Consider the following 14,064-nt stretch of genomic DNA (forward strand, 5'->3'; position numbering starts at 1 on the left):
AAGGAACGCCCACGGGCTTGACTGCGAGCCGGAAAAACCCCATAATGCCGACAATGCTTCCGTTCACCCCTACACCCAAAAAACTTGCCATACTCTCCGTTCGCGCCAGCTTTCTGCTCCTGTTGGGCTGGTATCTGGTCTGCACCTTTATCCCGCCGGGAAAGGGCGCTCTCGTCCGCGATATTTCCTTTCCGGCCGGCAGCGGCATCAGAAAGCTGGCTGGGGAACTGAAACAGGGCGGCGTTATCCGCAGTGCGTGGCACTTTATCCTCCTCGCCCGTCTGCGGGGGCAGGCTCACCGCCTCAAAGCGGGTGATTACCGTCTCACGGACGCCATGACGCCGGGGGATATCCTGCGTAAGCTGGCGGCGGGCGATGTGGATTACCGCCGTTTTGCCCTGCCGGAGGGGTATTCCATCTACCAGGCCGCCGAGATGCTGGACCAGAAGGGGTATTTCAAGCGGGATGCGTTTCTTGCCGCGTGCCGCGACACCGTCCTGCTGGAGCGTCTGGGTATCCACGCCGCCAGTGCCGAGGGGTACCTCTCTCCGGCCACCTACAACCTGGCGCGCAACGGCACGGAAGAACAGTTGGTCACCCAGATGGTCGGCCACTTCCGGAAGGTTTACGGCGATGTGACCACGGGCGGCCGGGGACAGGGCCGACTGTCCCTCCACGAGATCGTGACCCTGGCCTCGATCATCGAAAAGGAGGCGGTTTCCGGGGCCGAAAAGCCGCTGATCTCCTCGGTCTTCTACAACCGTCTGCGCCTGGGAATGCCGCTGCAGAGCGATCCGACGGCGGTCTACGGCGCGCGGGCCTTTTCGGGCAAGGTCACTAAGGCCGACATCGGCCGCCATTCCCCTTACAACACCTATCTTGTCAAGGGACTGCCACCCGGTCCCATCGGCAATCCGGGGGCGGACGCCCTGCGCGCCGCCCTCCAGCCGGCCCGCAGCGACTACCTCTATTTCGTGGCCCGCCAGGATGGCACCCACTATTTTTCCCGCACCCTGGATGAGCATAATCGGGCCGTCGCGCGCTATCTCAGAAACTGATACCCGTACCATCGTGAAATTCTGCAAAAAAAAAGCCGGATGGCCTGTTTGGGGCTCCGGCTTTCTGTTTTTTTTGTTTGGCTCAGGTTTCAGGCGTGGGGTGTAACCTTTTGCACTGAAACCAGAAACTGAATGACCCCCACCAGGTTGATAAGTCTTCGGACCAATACGACCCGCTCATGGTCGTCCTTGGTTTGCAGGCACTTTTCGAGAAGATTCTGAAATTGTTCCACAACGATTTCGATGGAATTGCGGATCTTTTTACCCATACAAACCTCCTTTTCAGCCTTTGCCGAGTACCTCCAGAAATAAAATCTATTATACCAAATCTAACAGGGAAATGTGAAGCGAGTGTGGCGAAAAAGGTAAAATTTCCGTAAAACCGCGTCCCGCCACTCCTGACTCCATGGGCCGGTTTCAGGCCGCCTGTGTTCCCGCATCCTCGACGATAATCTCCAACTCGGCGAGGGCGATCTCCTTGATCCCCAGAAATTGCGCCTCGGGTGCCCCGAAAAGGGCAACCGCCGGATCGGGGGTGAGAGCCTTGCCCACCTTGCGGCAGGCCAGGTTGGCAAGCCTGACAATGACGAGCAGGATATCGTTGCCGTCATACTCAGTATTGTGATGGTTTACGGCGATGGAACAATAGATCTCCGGCAGGCTCCAGGAGAGCATCAGTCGGTTGCCCACATCCTCATGCATGGTGTCCAGGATCTCGTTGATGAGTATCTCCGAGATAGTGGCCTTTGTGCCGCCGGCTTGCAGGATTTCGTCCAACGCTTTGATGATGGCCAGCTTGCCGATATCGTGCAGCAGACCTCCCATGAATGCCTCGGTCGCGAGGGAGGCATAGCCCGCCTTAGACGCCAGCCAGGTGGCCCCTGTGGCGCAGGAGAGTGCATGGTCCCACAGTTTCTGCAGAAAATTGTCCAGGACCGGGTCACCGGACTTGTACTGTTCGGCCTGGGACGCCATCATGACCAGGTTGGCGATTTCCTGGGCGCCCAGACGGACAACGGCGTCCTTGATGGTGGCAACCTTGGAGAGACCGGTATAAAAGGAAGAGTTCCCCATCCTGAGAACCTGGCTGGCCAGGGACTGGTCCTCGTTGATCAGCCTGATGACCTCCTCGATGCGGAAGTCCCGGCTGACAAGCATCTGTTGGAGCTTGACCGCCACTGAATGAAAGACCGGCAGACCGCGCAGGTCCCCAGCCAGCCGGTCTCTGATCAGCTCTACGAGCGGTTTTCCCGTGGTCATTGCGTAACTCCCAGTATCCTTCGAAGTTCACCAAGCGGTCGCGGTTTCCCCAGGCGCGGAAGATCGGTGATGATCTCCTTCATGGAGACCAACCCTTGCGCCCCTTTGACAAGGCCATCCTCAACGAGTGTCACCATGCCCGATGTTTCTATGCTGATCCTGCGGATATCGTACGAACTCTTGTTGTTCAGGATGGCGTTTTTGACCATTTCGTTCATCACCAGCAGTTCGAATATGCCGACTCTGCCGCGATAGCCGCTGAAACGGCAGGACTTGCATCCCCGGCCGATTTTGAATTCCGCTCCGACCAGGTCGTTGGGCGATACGCCCAGGCGGGACAGGTCGAGGGGGGTGGGGATGTAAGCCTCGGCACAGTCGGGGCAGACCCGCCGGAGCAGGCGTTGGGCCACCACGCAGACCACGGTGGAGGAGATCAGGAAGGCCTCGATCTCCATATTCATCAGGCGGATCAGGCCGCCGATGCTGTCTTCGGTGTGAAAGGTGGTAAGCACTTTGTGGCCGGTCAGGGCCGCCTGGATGGCGGTTTCGGCCGAAAAATGGTCCCGAATCTCCCCTAGGACGATGATGTCCGGGTCCTGACGGACGATGTGGCGCAGGGTTTCCTCGAAGGTGACGCCGATCTTGGGATTGATGGAGCATTGGGTAATGCCGTCGATGATGTATTCCACCGGGTCTTCGGCGGTAATGATGCTGGTGTTGATGTTGTTCAGGAAGTTGACGCAGCTGTACATGGTGCTGGTCTTGCCCGACCCGGTGGGGCCGGTGATGATCATGACGCCGGTGGGGACCTCCAGGGCCTCATAGATGAAATGCTCCAGCATGCGCGGGGCCATCCCGATCTCCCTGATATCCAGCAGGGTCCCCTTGTTGTTGAGGAGCCGCAGGACGATCTTTTCGCCGTAGATGGTGATGAAGAAGGATACGCGCATATCCAGGTTGATGCCGTGTTTGGCGCTGGCGAACAGGATGCGCCCATCCTGATGGCGGCGCCGTTCGGCGATGTCGGCCTGGGCCATAACCTTGATCCGGCTGGTGAATTGAGCCGCCAGTTCCTTGGGAAAATCCTTGTGTTGCTGCATGACGCCGTCGCACCGGAGACGGATGCGCAGACGGTCCTTCATCGGTTCGATGTGAATGTCGCTGGCGCATTCTTCGATGGCCTCCTCGAAGAGCGTGTTGATCATGCCGATGATGGTGGACTCGTCCGAAATGGCTGGCTGGCTTGATGTCCGTTCCAGGGCGGTGAGATTTTCCAGGATCGATTCCCGGGGGGCAATGGCAATTTTGAGGCCCTGCCCCAGGATCTTTCGGGCCACATCCTGGGCCCTCTGGTCGAGGGGGTCGGAAAATGCCAGGACAATAGCGTCACCCTCGCGCTTGACCGGCACGAATTTGTGCTCCCGGCAGACGTTGAGCGGTATGGAGGCCAGCAGGGAGCGGTCGAGGGTGACGAAGCTCAACTCAATGAGCGGATAGCCGAGTTGGTAGGCGAGGGTTTCCAGCAGCCGGCGCTCCTCGATGAAGCCCCGTTCCACCAGGATTTCGCCCAGCCGCTTTTTGCCCAGATATTCTTTCTGTATCCCCAAGGCCTGTTGGAGGTCCGCGTCCCGCAGATACCCCAATTCCACCAGGAGGTCGCCGAGGCGGATGTTCATCTGGTTGTTGCGCAGGGTCTTTTGGAGCTGTTCCTGGGTTACGTAGCCCAGGTCCAGAAGGGTGTCCATCATGGTCCGTTGGGTGCTGAGCTTGGAGCGGACTCTGGTGGCATAGGAGAGCTGCTGCTCATCGATGACGCCGTCTTTCATCAGAAGCGCCGAAATAAGGTCCGTACTTTCGATGGGAGGGGGTGTTGCCGGACTCATGGTGTTTGCTTGGGTCATGGGACCCTCACAGGCGACAAGTGCATTTTACCTGTAACCTTACACTTATCAAGTTTGAGAAATCAATGGATTTTCCTTGCCCATGCCTGCTTTGCCTCCAGGGCTGGGGGATATCATTGCGCAGGCGGACAGCAGGCATAACTTCGCAAACGCTCAGTTCCCCATGGCCCGGCGCGTTATGGTTTTTGCTCCCCCTGAGGAATGATGTCTATGATGGTTACCTCGGGAGGGGCCAGCAGACGTAACGGCGGACCCCAGGTGCCGCTGCCGCGGGAGACGTGGATGAGCGAATTCTTGGCGGTAGCGGTCGTTCCGCAGGGGATGGGGTATTGGAGACGTACCAGCAGGTTAAAGGGAAATATCTGCCCCTTGTGAACATGGCCGGACAACTGTAAATCGAAAAGGCCGTCGCTAGCGGCCGGAATATCCGGCCGATGCTTGAGCAGGAGGCAAAAGCGGTCTCTGGGGACGGACCGCAGGAGCGCCTGTTCCGAAAGGGGAGGGGCGGGAACCCCCATGCGCCGGCCGGCCGGATCGTCGACCCCGCTGATGGTGATGCCGTTGGGAAGGGGGACCGCCTGGTTGCGGAGCACGGTAAACCCGGCCGTGCGGGTGAAGGCCAGGGCCTGGTTCAGACCGGCGTAGAACTCGTGGTTGCCGGTCACGGCGTATTTTCCGCCCGGGGTCTCGATGGACGCCAGCATAGTGGCCAGCCTGTTCTGATGCGACATGACGTCCTCCCGGGAGAGCCTGCCATCCACCAGATCGCCGGTGGACACCAGAATGTCGGGCCGGGCATTTCGGACGGCGGTCAGGATGCCGTTCAAACGGGATTCACGGAACAGGAGCCCGATGTGGACATCGGATATCTGCACAATCCTGACCCGGCCGACCGATGGCGGAAGTTTGGCCGTGGTCACCGTTACATGGTCGGTTCTGATGCGCCGGGCGTCGTAGAAGGCATAGGTGCTGGCAAGGAACGCGAATATCAGGGCGGTCGTGCAGGTGACGGTTGCGGTCAGAAACCCCGGGGTGGCGGTCCCCCAGAGGCGGTTCGACAGCCAGGCGAGCAGCCTTAGTGCGTCGCATGCCAGCAGGGTAGCGACAAAGATGAATATCGCCCCCATCCAGGTGTAGCCGGGCCATGCCAGGAAAAGAGCGCTCCGTTCCAGGCCGGCGCCTTCGGCCAGGCGCACCAGCATGGGGGCAGCGGTCATCAGGATCATCCATGCCGCCAGTGCCAGGGTGAGGGGGTGGTTCGGCAGGAATGCGCCGCGCAGCCTGAGAAAGGCATAGGCGTGCATGCCGCCGTAGAGGCTCAGGAAGGTGATCAGGAAGAGGGACATGGGACGTGTTCCTTGACGCCGCCGAAGCTCAGGCGGTGGACCGGTGAAGGGCCGAGTTGGCGGATCGCTGCAAGATGGGCGGCGCTGCCGTACCCCTTATGGCCGGCAAAGCCGTAGCCGGGGTACATGACATCCAGTTTCCGCATCAGACGGTCGCGGGTGACCTTGGCGATGATCGAGGCGGCTGCGATGGAGAGACTGAGGGAGTCCCCCTTTTTGACGGTTTTCTGGGGGAGGGTGGAGTCGATCTGGGTGATTCCGTCGATTAGAATGAAATCGGGCCGGGGGGAGAGGGCGGTGACCGCTTCCAACATGGCATGGCGGGTGGCTTGGAGGATATTGATGCGGTCGATCAGCTCCGGGCTGCCCATACCGACGCCGATGGTGAGGGCCTGGGCCTGGATGACATCGAAAAGGCGTTCGCGGGTTTCCGGAGAAAGTTTCTTCGAGTCATCGACCCCGGGGATGCGAAGCCCTTCGGGAAGTATGACCGCCGCCGCAACCACGGGACCGGCCAAGGGGCCGCGCCCCGCCTCGTCAACCCCGGCAATCATGGTAAACCCCCGACTGCGGGCGTGCTGCTCAAGGGCCAGGGTGTCCAGAGGGGGGACGGGAAAGAGTTCAGTTTGTCGCATGGTTGGTCCCTAGAACCGAAAAAGCCCCGCTAAGCGGGGCTTTTTCGGTTCTTTCTTCTCAGGCTCCGGCGATATATTTCTTCTCGCGGATGCGGGCCGCCTTGCCGCGCAGATTGCGCAGGTAGTACAGCTTGGCGCGGCGGACATGGCCGCGGGTCACGATCTCGATGGCCTCGATGCTGGGGGAGTGCAGCGGGAACACCCTCTCCACGCCAATGCCGTTGGAAATCTTGCGGACCGTGAAGGACTCGCGGATGCCGCCGTTCTGGCGGGCGATCACCACGCCCTGATAGGCCTGGAGACGACGTTTGTCGCCTTCAACGATCGCAACCTGTACCTTGACCGTATCCCCGACTTTGAAGGGGGGGATGTTTTTCTTCATTTGTTCGAATTCCAGAGTATCGATGGTGTTCATGAGTGCCTTCCTCCTCTATGTATCTGCTTCCTGTTAAAGTGCCTCTTGTTGTGTTCCCCTCAGGCGGTCGAGCATGATGGCCGCCGCCGAACGGACCGAGAGGTGGTTATAAGATCCTGCACCCGCGATGGGCTCAAGAACGTAATCTGCCGCAATAAAGCATTCATCCGTTAGCCCCCAGCCGGTACCCAGAAGAAGCAGGTACGGTTGGTCGGCCTCGGCCAGCATCTGGCGGAAAGCCGGAAAGGAAAGGCTGTCCGGCCGCTGTGCCGCCCCGGTGATGATCGTCTTGACCGGCTTGGCAAATCCGGTCTGGAGATCGTTGACGGCCGTTTTCAGGTCCGTGCAGATTCGGACGATACCGAGCGCCTCGCGGCGGTCCGGGTTGTAGTCCGCTCCCCACCCCTCCTGCCAGTGGCCGGTGATCCGTTCCGCCAGATTCCGTTGTTCGGCAGACGGGGTCACGATATAAAAGCGCTCCAGTCCAAAGGTACGCGATGAACGAGCGATATCGTGCAAATCCAGGTTGGTCAGGGCGGTGGTCACCACCTCGCGCCGCTTGTTGTAAACCGGATGGTGCAGCAGCGCTATCGCCATGTTGGCCCTGTCAGCAGTCACAGGCGCCGTCTTCCCGTTCAATCTCGGCCAGCAACGCGCGATCTTCCTTGCTCAGGGCGATTTCCTCCAGCAGGTCCGGCCGGAGTGAGCGCGTTTTGCGCAACGATTCGCGCCGCCGCCATTTTCTGATCAGCTCGTGGTTACCGGACAGGAGCACCTCCGGCACCTTGATGCCTGCGAATTCCGGCGGGCGTGTATACTGGGGATACTCCAGAAGGCCGTCGCAGAACGAGTCGGTTTCAGCCGATTCGTCGCTGCCGAGCACGCCGGGCAAAAGCCGCGTCACGGTATCCACAATAGCCATGGCGGCGATTTCGCCCCCGGAAAGGACATAATCGCCCAGGGAGATATCATCCTCCACGTACAACTGGCGGATACGCTCGTCAATCCCTTCATAGCGGCCGCAGACGATGATCAGACCATCCCGTTCAGCCAGTTCCGCAGCCACCTGGTGGGTGAGGCGTCTCCCTTGTGGGGAGGTCATAACCACCGTCGAGGCGGGACGACGGGCCTTGACCGCTTCGATGCAGGCGGCCAGGGGTTCCACCTTCATGACCATGCCGGCGCCGCCGCCATAGGGAGCGTCATCGGCGGTCTGGTGCCGGTCGGTGGCCCAATCGCGGATGTTGTGCAACGCAATCTCAATGAGCTGTTTGTCTTTCCCTCTCCTGATGATGCTCTCGTCGAAAGGACCGGCGAACATCCCGGGGAAGAGGGTTAATATATCGAAAATCATAGATCCAGAAGCCCGTCCATTGGGGTGATGACCATGGTGCCGCCCGCCAGATCAACGGAGCTGATCACGGAGGCTACCGCCGGGATCAGGTACTCCTGCTTCTCCTTGCGTACCACATAGACGTCGTTGCTTCCGGTCTCGAAGATGTCGGCCAGCGTACCGAGTTCGACCCCGTCGACGGTTACGACCCGAAGGCCGAGCAAGTCGCACCAGTAATACTCGTCATCTTCCGGTTCCGGCAACTGACTGCGCCGGAGACATAACTCGCTCCCCACCAGAGGCAGAACCTGGTCGATACTGTCGAAATCCCGCAGGCTGAGGATGAAGCCGGCGCTGTGCGGCTTTACACCCTTGACGGCGAATTCCCGCAGCGTCGTGCCGCCAGGGCTTCTCAGGGTGATGATCCGCGCAGCGCCCAAGCTCTCAAGGTTGCCCGAATAGGAATAGACCTTGAGTTGTCCCTTGATCCCATGGGTCCCGCTGATCTTGCCCACGGTAATCAGTTCGTCCGGATCGCCCATTATTCTACGATTTTGAGGATAGCCTTCTTGTTGTCCTTGGTGGACACGGCATTGAGGATCGTGCGAATTGCCTTGGCGGTACGGCCTTCCTTGCCGATGATACGCCCCATGTCCTCTTTGGCGACGGTCAGTTTAATGACCAAGGTATCCTCTTCCGTTTCCTCGGCCGCCTTGACCTGAGTCGGATCGTCAACCAATGCCTTTGCGATGGTTTCAACAAGTGCTTTCATGTCGGTATCCTCTGCTCATGTAGAATCGCCGGCGGACCGGGGTGGATACACTCGCTATGCCGTCGGAGCCGCCGCCTTGCCCAAAACGCCGGCATTCTTGAGAAGCTGGCGAACGGTTTCGGTCGGTTGTGCGCCCTTTTCAAGCCAGGCCTGGGCCTTTTCCACGTTCAGCTTGATGGCTGCCGGATTTTTGGTAGGGTCGTAGGTCCCTACGTTTTCAATGAAACGTCCATCCCTGCGGCAGCGCTCATCGGCTACAACCACTTGGTAGAAAGGTCTTTTCTTTGCGCCTGCACGTGCAAGCCTGATCTTGATTGCCATCTGAATCCTCCTGATTCTTTCTTCTGCGAAGTTAAGTAAAACCGTAATGCGATTGTTGTCTAGCCGAACGGGAGCATGCCCTTGCCAAGCCCCCCCATACCCTTGAGGAGCCCCTTGGGGCCGAGTTTCTGGAGCTGTTTGACCACCTTCTGCGCCTCGGTGAAGCGCTTGAGCAGTTGGTTGACCTCCTGCACGGTGGTGCCGCTCCCTTTGGCGATCCGCAGGCGCCTGCTGCCGTTGATGATACCGTGATTGGCCCTCTCGCCCGGCGTCATGGAACGGATAATCGCCTCGATCCGCTTCATTTCGTTCTCGCTGGGCTGGGCCCCCTGCATCTGCTTCATCATTTTGCCCATGCCGGGGATCATCCCCATGAGCGATTCCAGCGAACCCATCTTCTTGATCTGCTGGAGCTGGGCCAGGAAATCTTCCAGGTCGAACTGGTTCTTCTTCAGTTTCTGTTGGAGCCGGGCAGTCTCTTTTTCGTCAAAGACCGACTGGGCTTTTTCCACCAGCGTGAGGACATCGCCCATGCCCAGGATGCGCGATACAAGGCGATCGGCGTGGAAAACCTCCAAGGCGTCGAGTTTCTCACCCAGGCCGACGAACTTGACCGGTTTGCCGGTAACCGCCCTGACGGAAAGAGCGGCGCCACCTTTGGCGTCGCCGTCCAGCTTGGTCAGGACCACGCCGGTGATGTCCAGCCGCTCGTTGAATCCGCCGGCAACGTTGACGGCTTCCTGGCCGGTCATGGCGTCCGCCACAAAGAGTATTTCCAAGGGCAGAACAGATGCCTTGATCTCGGCCAGTTCGTTCATCAGAAAATCGTCGATCTGGTGCCGTCCGGCAGTATCGAGGATAACCGTGTCGAAACCGTTCAATTCGGCGAAACGCATGGCGGCCGAACAGATATCGACCGGTTTTTGGTCGGCCGAGGAGTTGAAGACCTCAAGGCCGAGTTGTCTGCCGACGGTGGCAAGCTGTTCAATGGCGGCCGGGCGGTAGACGTCGGCCGGGACCAGCAACGGACGGCGTTTCAGATTCTTCAGGTGCCGGCCCAGTTTGCCGCAGGTGGTCGTCTTGCCCGCACCCTGAAGGCCGACCATCATGATCGCCACCGGCGGTTTGGCCGACAGATTGAGGCCATTGTCCTCGTTGCCGCCCATGACGGCCACCAGTTCGTCGTGGACGATCTTGATGACCTGCTGGCCCGGCGTCAGGCTCTGCACGACTTCGGTGCCGACCGCCTTGACGCGTACGCTCTCGACAAAGTCCTTGACGACCTTGAAATTGACATCAGCCTCAAGGAGCGCCAGGCGGACCTCCCGCAGCGCCTCCTTGATATTGTCCTCGGTCATTACCCCCTGGCCGCGGAGCTTTTTGAAGACCGATTCAAGTTTTTCCGAAAGGCTGTCAAACATCGTCGTTGCATCGTCTCATGGTACGGAATATTCCAAAAGGGGTTTACTATAAAGTAGCCTTTGGAGAACTGTCAAGAACTATTTGTTTTTAAAGCCGTATTGCCTGTCCTGCTGAAAGCAGGCTTTCGGCGATGGTAAGCATGTTTGTGGTGCCGCCGGCCCTCAGCTTGTCCTTGAGTTTGAAGAAGTCCAGGCAGAGGCCGCAGGAGAGAATTTCCACCCCCATGCCCCCCAGTTTTTCCAGCGCCTCCAGCACATCCGAACCTTCCGTGGTCAGGAGCACCCCGGTGTTGAGGAAGAGCATGCGCGCCGGGAGTTCGCTCGTTTCCAGCAGGGTGTGGATGAAGTTCTTCATCAGCAGGCGCCCCAATTCCTCCGGGCCGTCCCCCAGGCGGTCGGATGTGATCAATAGCACCCGTTCGCCGGTGACGGCAGTCGTCGCCGCTTTCTGCGCCGGTTCGCCGCTGGAGACAATGGTCAGGGCCCAGCCGGCGCCGTCCCGCTCCTCACTCACCCGACAGCCGCGATTGCGGGCAAATCGGGTGACGTTCTCCCGCGGTGCGCCGTCGTCCAGCAGGACCCGCAACTCCGTCTGCTCCTCCAACGCCTTCTTCACCGTAATCACCGGGGCCGGGCAGGCCAGGTTCCTGCAGTCGATGGTAGTCATTTCTTTTCGTACCTCTCTATAAAATAGTCGGGGGCCCGTTTGCCTCGTTAACCCAAAACGTAACGAACTCTCCCCCCATGTATTGGCTGACAAAGGCCGGCAGCAGGCTTTCCCGTTCCAGTATCCGCATGATTTCCTCCCGCACATCCTCGCTGAAGCGCAAGGCCAGCCCGCAGTCGGTCTGGAGCTGACGGGGGGCGGGTATGAGCAGCACCGGCAGCCCGAGGGCCTTGAGCACGCCCTCGGCCTTCATGACCCGGTGGCCGGAATTGAATACCGCCAGTAAATGTCCCTCCTGTACCATAAGGCGTTTCTCCATCTCCCCATCCTGTTAGAACATAAGCGGATTGACAAACTGTAGACGAATTTCTACTATGCTTGAAAGGAGTTGTTCATGCAAGAGTCTTTGACAGTTGTACTGGTGGTTTGTGTGGCGTTCCTTTCCAGTATTCCCTGCGGGTATTTGCGCCAGAATTACAAAAAATATTCATTCATGTGGTTTTTGCTCATTCATGTTTCGATCCCCATTATTGCCCTGCTGCGCATCTCGGCCGGCCTCAGTTGGCGCGTCATCCCCCTTACCCTGGGAGGGGCGGTGGCCGGCCAGATTACGGGTGGCATCATCAACCGGCGGAGAAAACAAAATGGCTAAGCGGGTGAAGATGCGCTTCCCCCAACTCCTGCCGGACCTGCTCAAAAAACAGATGGCCGGGCTCGGATTGGCGGAACGGCTGCGGGAGGTGGAGATCTGGCGTCTCTGGCCCGAGGTGGTCGGCCCGACGGTGGCCTCGCGGGCGCAACCGCTGCGGATCATCAACGGCACCCTGACCGTTGCCGTGTCGAGCGCCGCCTGGATGCAGGAGCTGCGGTTCCTCACCACCATGATGAAGCAAAAGCTTAACGAACAGCTTGGGGCGGAGTTGATCAAGGAGATTGTCCTCCGGCCCGGTACGTTTGCAAAGAGTGCCGGGTCCGCCGATGATGACGAACCGGCGCCCCCGAAAGTTCTGAGCGAGCAGCAAAAGGCGTTTATCGCCGAACAGGCGGCCGGTATTGTCGACCCTGAAACGCGTGAGGCCTTTGTGAACCTGATGACGACCTCGTTCGAACGGGGCCGCTCGCGTTCCTGACGGCAAGCACGTAAAATACGAAAAAACAGGCAGCCCCGCTCTTCGTGAGTTTCTCACCGTGGTCCGGGGCTGTCTGGTTGTGGATCGAAATCGTGTTGTTGAGTGTCAGGCCCTGGTCAACTGACGGTATTTGATGCGGTGCGGTTGCTCCGCCGCCGCGCCCAGCCGCTTCCTGCGGTCCTCTTCGTATTCTGAATAGTTGCCGTCGAAGAACACCACGCTGGAATCTCCCTCGAAGGCCAGGATGTGGGTGGCGATACGGTCCAGGAACCAGCGGTCATGGCTGATGACCACGGCGCAGCCGGCAAAGTTCTCCAGCGCCTCCTCCAGGGCGCGCATGGTGTTCACGTCCAGGTCATTGGTCGGTTCGTCCAGCAGGATCACATTGGCCCCGCTTTTGAGCATCTTGGCCAGGTGTACCCGGTTGCGTTCGCCGCCGGAGAGCATGCCCACCTTCTTCTGCTGGTCCGCACCGGAAAAGTTGAAGCGCGACACGTAGGCCCGTGAGTTGACGGCCACCTTGCCGAGTTGGACGGTGTCCTGCCCCTCGGATATCTCCTCCCAGATATTCCGGTCCGGGTTCAGGGCGTCGCGGCTCTGGTCCACGTAGGCCAACTGCACGGTGTCGCCGATACGGAACGAACCGCTGTCCGGCCGTTCCTGGCCGGTGATCATGCGGAACAGGGTCGTCTTGCCGGCGCCGTTGGGGCCGATGATCCCTACGATGCCGCCCCGGGGCAGCCGGAAGTTCATTGCTTCGAACAGCAGCCGGTCGCCGAAGCCTTTGGCCACGTTGTCCGCCTCGATGACGATATCCCCCAGGCGCTGCCCTGGCGGGATATAGATCTCCAGGTCTTTGGCCTGTTTTTCGCTTTCCTGGGCCACCAACTGTTCATAGGCGCTGATGCGGGCCTGGGACTTGGCGTGGCGTCCCTTGGGGGACATCCTGATCCACTCCAGTTCGCGTTGCAGGGTCTTCTGACGATCGCTCTCCTGCTTTTCCTCCTGGGCCAGGCGGTTTTGCTTCTGTTCCAGCCAGGAGGAGTAGTTGCCCTTCCAGGGGATGCCCTCGCCCCGGTCCAGCTCCAGAATCCAGCCGGCCACATTGTCCAGGAAATAGCGGTCGTGGGTCACGGCGATGACGGTGCCGGCATAGTTGTGCAGGTGGTGCTCCAGCCAGGCTACGGTTTCGGCGTCCAGGTGGTTGGTCGGCTCGTCCAGGAGCAGGATGTCCGGTTTTTTCAGGAGCAACCGGCAGAGCGCCACGCGGCGTTTTTCACCGCCGGAGAGTACCTTGACCGGCGTGTCTCCCGGCGGGCAGCGCAAGGCATCCATGGCCATTTCCAAGCGGCTGTCCAGGTCCCAGGCGTCCAGGTGGTCCAGTTTCTCCTGCAGGGTGGCCTGACGTTCGCATAACTTTTCGAAATCGGCGTCCGGCTCGGAGAACTTGTCGGTGATGGCGTTGAACTCGGCCAGCAGGTCTACCGTCTCCTGGACCCCTTCCTCCACCACCTGGCGCACGGTCTTGGCCTCGTCCAGGTGTGGTTCCTGCTCCAGATAGCCCACGGTGTAGCCGGGGGAGAGCACCGCCTGGCCGTTGAAATCCTTGTCCACGCCGGCCATGATCCTGAGCAGGGAACTCTTGCCCGAACCGTTCAGGCCCAGCACGCCGATTTTGGCACCATAAAAGTAGGAGAGGGATATGTCCTTGATGACCGGTTTCTTGTCGTAAAACTTGCTGACCCGCATCATCGAGTAAATGATTTTAGTAACTTCCTGTGCCACGTGCAGTCTCCTTTGGGAAC

18 protein-coding genes are annotated in these 14,064 nt (G+C 59.6%); 3 read left to right on the forward strand and 15 right to left on the reverse strand.

Translation table 11 applies throughout. The features are described 5' to 3' along the window. Positions 1-44: 44 nt before the first annotated feature. Complete coding sequence (gene mltG / locus F6V25_RS07085; RefSeq protein WP_246166987.1) at positions 45-1,058, forward strand: endolytic transglycosylase MltG; 1,014 nt, start codon at positions 45-47, stop codon at positions 1,056-1,058. An 89-nt stretch (positions 1,059-1,147) separates the two neighbouring features. On the opposite strand, the gene F6V25_RS07090 is transcribed toward mltG, so the two are convergent. The 14 genes from F6V25_RS07090 to F6V25_RS07155 form a co-directional block, all read right to left on the reverse strand. After that, on the reverse strand, positions 1,148-1,327 hold the full coding sequence (locus tag F6V25_RS07090; RefSeq protein ID WP_151127903.1) for a hypothetical protein: 180 nt from the start codon (positions 1,325-1,327) through the stop codon (positions 1,148-1,150). 148 nt (positions 1,328-1,475) lie between these two features. Beyond that, a complete protein-coding gene (locus tag F6V25_RS07095) occupies positions 1,476-2,318 on the reverse strand; it encodes an HDOD domain-containing protein (RefSeq protein ID WP_151127904.1) in 843 nt (280 codons plus the stop codon). Beyond that, entirely contained in the window at positions 2,315-4,219 is a 1,905-nt protein-coding gene (locus F6V25_RS07100) for a GspE/PulE family protein (protein ID WP_151127905.1), read from the reverse strand. The genes F6V25_RS07095 and F6V25_RS07100 overlap by 4 nt, the downstream gene beginning before the upstream one ends. 176 nt (positions 4,220-4,395) lie before the next feature. Next, a complete protein-coding gene (locus tag F6V25_RS07105; RefSeq protein ID WP_151127906.1) occupies positions 4,396-5,565 on the reverse strand; it encodes a metallophosphoesterase in 1,170 nt (389 codons plus the stop codon). Beyond that, positions 5,550-6,200 (reverse strand): ribonuclease HII, encoded by a 651-nt coding sequence (locus F6V25_RS07110; protein ID WP_151127907.1) that lies wholly within the window; start codon positions 6,198-6,200, stop codon positions 5,550-5,552. Before F6V25_RS07110 ends, F6V25_RS07105 begins: the two co-directional genes overlap by 16 nt. 58 nt (positions 6,201-6,258) lie before the next feature. Next, positions 6,259-6,615: a 50S ribosomal protein L19 gene (gene rplS, locus F6V25_RS07115; RefSeq protein WP_149306569.1), complete on the reverse strand. Its 357-nt coding sequence runs from the start codon at positions 6,613-6,615 to the stop codon at positions 6,259-6,261. A 33-nt stretch (positions 6,616-6,648) separates the two neighbouring features. Further along, positions 6,649-7,233, reverse strand: a complete 585-nt coding sequence (locus tag F6V25_RS07120; RefSeq protein WP_338045587.1) for an RNA methyltransferase — start codon at positions 7,231-7,233, stop codon at positions 6,649-6,651. Beyond that, on the reverse strand, positions 7,223-7,969 hold the full coding sequence (gene trmD, locus F6V25_RS07125; RefSeq protein ID WP_151127908.1) for a tRNA (guanosine(37)-N1)-methyltransferase TrmD: 747 nt from the start codon (positions 7,967-7,969) through the stop codon (positions 7,223-7,225). Before trmD ends, F6V25_RS07120 begins: the two co-directional genes overlap by 11 nt. After that, positions 7,966-8,490: a ribosome maturation factor RimM gene (gene rimM, locus F6V25_RS07130; protein ID WP_151127909.1), complete on the reverse strand. Its 525-nt coding sequence runs from the start codon at positions 8,488-8,490 to the stop codon at positions 7,966-7,968. Before rimM ends, trmD begins: the two co-directional genes overlap by 4 nt. Further along, positions 8,490-8,720, reverse strand: coding sequence for a KH domain-containing protein (locus F6V25_RS07135; RefSeq protein ID WP_149211006.1), 231 nt, complete (start codon positions 8,718-8,720; stop codon positions 8,490-8,492). The genes rimM and F6V25_RS07135 overlap by 1 nt, the downstream gene beginning before the upstream one ends. A 54-nt stretch (positions 8,721-8,774) precedes the next feature. Continuing rightward, positions 8,775-9,041 (reverse strand): 30S ribosomal protein S16, encoded by a 267-nt coding sequence (gene rpsP, locus F6V25_RS07140; protein WP_149306565.1) that lies wholly within the window; start codon positions 9,039-9,041, stop codon positions 8,775-8,777. Between the two features lie 59 nt (positions 9,042-9,100). Continuing rightward, positions 9,101-10,462, reverse strand: coding sequence for a signal recognition particle protein (gene ffh / locus F6V25_RS07145; protein WP_151127910.1), 1,362 nt, complete (start codon positions 10,460-10,462; stop codon positions 9,101-9,103). 88 nt (positions 10,463-10,550) lie between these two features. Beyond that, positions 10,551-11,129 carry a sulfurtransferase-like selenium metabolism protein YedF gene (gene yedF / locus F6V25_RS07150; RefSeq protein WP_151127911.1) on the reverse strand — a complete coding sequence of 193 codons (579 nt, stop codon included), beginning with the start codon at positions 11,127-11,129 and terminating at the stop codon, positions 10,551-10,553. 16 nt (positions 11,130-11,145) lie between these two features. Next, positions 11,146-11,448, reverse strand: a complete 303-nt coding sequence (locus F6V25_RS07155; RefSeq protein ID WP_246166988.1) for a putative Se/S carrier protein — start codon at positions 11,446-11,448, stop codon at positions 11,146-11,148. Positions 11,449-11,523: 75 nt separating this feature from the next. Between F6V25_RS07155 and F6V25_RS07160 the strand changes: the two genes are divergently transcribed. Further along, complete coding sequence (locus F6V25_RS07160) at positions 11,524-11,781, forward strand: hypothetical protein (RefSeq protein ID WP_151127912.1); 258 nt, start codon at positions 11,524-11,526, stop codon at positions 11,779-11,781. Further along, complete coding sequence (locus F6V25_RS07165; protein WP_151127913.1) at positions 11,774-12,259, forward strand: DciA family protein; 486 nt, start codon at positions 11,774-11,776, stop codon at positions 12,257-12,259. The genes F6V25_RS07160 and F6V25_RS07165 overlap by 8 nt, the downstream gene beginning before the upstream one ends. Before the next feature lie 105 nt (positions 12,260-12,364). On the opposite strand, the gene ettA is transcribed toward F6V25_RS07165, so the two are convergent. Continuing rightward, positions 12,365-14,044: an energy-dependent translational throttle protein EttA gene (gene ettA, locus F6V25_RS07170; RefSeq protein ID WP_151127914.1), complete on the reverse strand. Its 1,680-nt coding sequence runs from the start codon at positions 14,042-14,044 to the stop codon at positions 12,365-12,367. Positions 14,045-14,064 lie beyond the last annotated feature (20 nt).

The organism is Oryzomonas japonica, assembly GCF_008802365.1.
In the GTDB taxonomy this organism is placed as follows: Bacteria; Desulfobacterota; Desulfuromonadia; order Geobacterales; family Pseudopelobacteraceae; genus Oryzomonas; species Oryzomonas japonica.

What these genes read in the sequence shown, in the direction of transcription:
- rpsP (WP_149306565.1), bottom strand. Translation starts at nt 9,041, where the DNA reads ATGGCAATCAAGATCAGGCTTGCACGTGCAGGCGCAAAGAAAAGACCT.
- F6V25_RS07110 (WP_151127907.1), bottom strand. Translation starts at nt 6,200, where the DNA reads ATGCGACAAACTGAACTCTTTCCCGTCCCCCCTCTGGACACCCTGGCC.
- mltG (WP_246166987.1), top strand. Translation starts at nt 45, where the DNA reads ATGCCGACAATGCTTCCGTTCACCCCTACACCCAAAAAACTTGCCATA.
- ffh (WP_151127910.1), bottom strand. Translation starts at nt 10,462, where the DNA reads ATGTTTGACAGCCTTTCGGAAAAACTTGAATCGGTCTTCAAAAAGCTC.
- rplS (WP_149306569.1), bottom strand. Translation starts at nt 6,615, where the DNA reads ATGAACACCATCGATACTCTGGAATTCGAACAAATGAAGAAAAACATC.
- F6V25_RS07160 (WP_151127912.1), top strand. Translation starts at nt 11,524, where the DNA reads ATGCAAGAGTCTTTGACAGTTGTACTGGTGGTTTGTGTGGCGTTCCTT.
- trmD (WP_151127908.1), bottom strand. Translation starts at nt 7,969, where the DNA reads ATGATTTTCGATATATTAACCCTCTTCCCCGGGATGTTCGCCGGTCCT.
- F6V25_RS07090 (WP_151127903.1), bottom strand. Translation starts at nt 1,327, where the DNA reads ATGGGTAAAAAGATCCGCAATTCCATCGAAATCGTTGTGGAACAATTT.
- rimM (WP_151127909.1), bottom strand. Translation starts at nt 8,490, where the DNA reads ATGGGCGATCCGGACGAACTGATTACCGTGGGCAAGATCAGCGGGACC.
- F6V25_RS07095 (WP_151127904.1), bottom strand. Translation starts at nt 2,318, where the DNA reads ATGACCACGGGAAAACCGCTCGTAGAGCTGATCAGAGACCGGCTGGCT.
- F6V25_RS07155 (WP_246166988.1), bottom strand. Translation starts at nt 11,448, where the DNA reads ATGGAGAAACGCCTTATGGTACAGGAGGGACATTTACTGGCGGTATTC.
- yedF (WP_151127911.1), bottom strand. Translation starts at nt 11,129, where the DNA reads ATGACTACCATCGACTGCAGGAACCTGGCCTGCCCGGCCCCGGTGATT.
- F6V25_RS07105 (WP_151127906.1), bottom strand. Translation starts at nt 5,565, where the DNA reads ATGTCCCTCTTCCTGATCACCTTCCTGAGCCTCTACGGCGGCATGCAC.
- F6V25_RS07100 (WP_151127905.1), bottom strand. Translation starts at nt 4,219, where the DNA reads ATGACCCAAGCAAACACCATGAGTCCGGCAACACCCCCTCCCATCGAA.
- F6V25_RS07135 (WP_149211006.1), bottom strand. Translation starts at nt 8,720, where the DNA reads ATGAAAGCACTTGTTGAAACCATCGCAAAGGCATTGGTTGACGATCCG.
- F6V25_RS07165 (WP_151127913.1), top strand. Translation starts at nt 11,774, where the DNA reads ATGGCTAAGCGGGTGAAGATGCGCTTCCCCCAACTCCTGCCGGACCTG.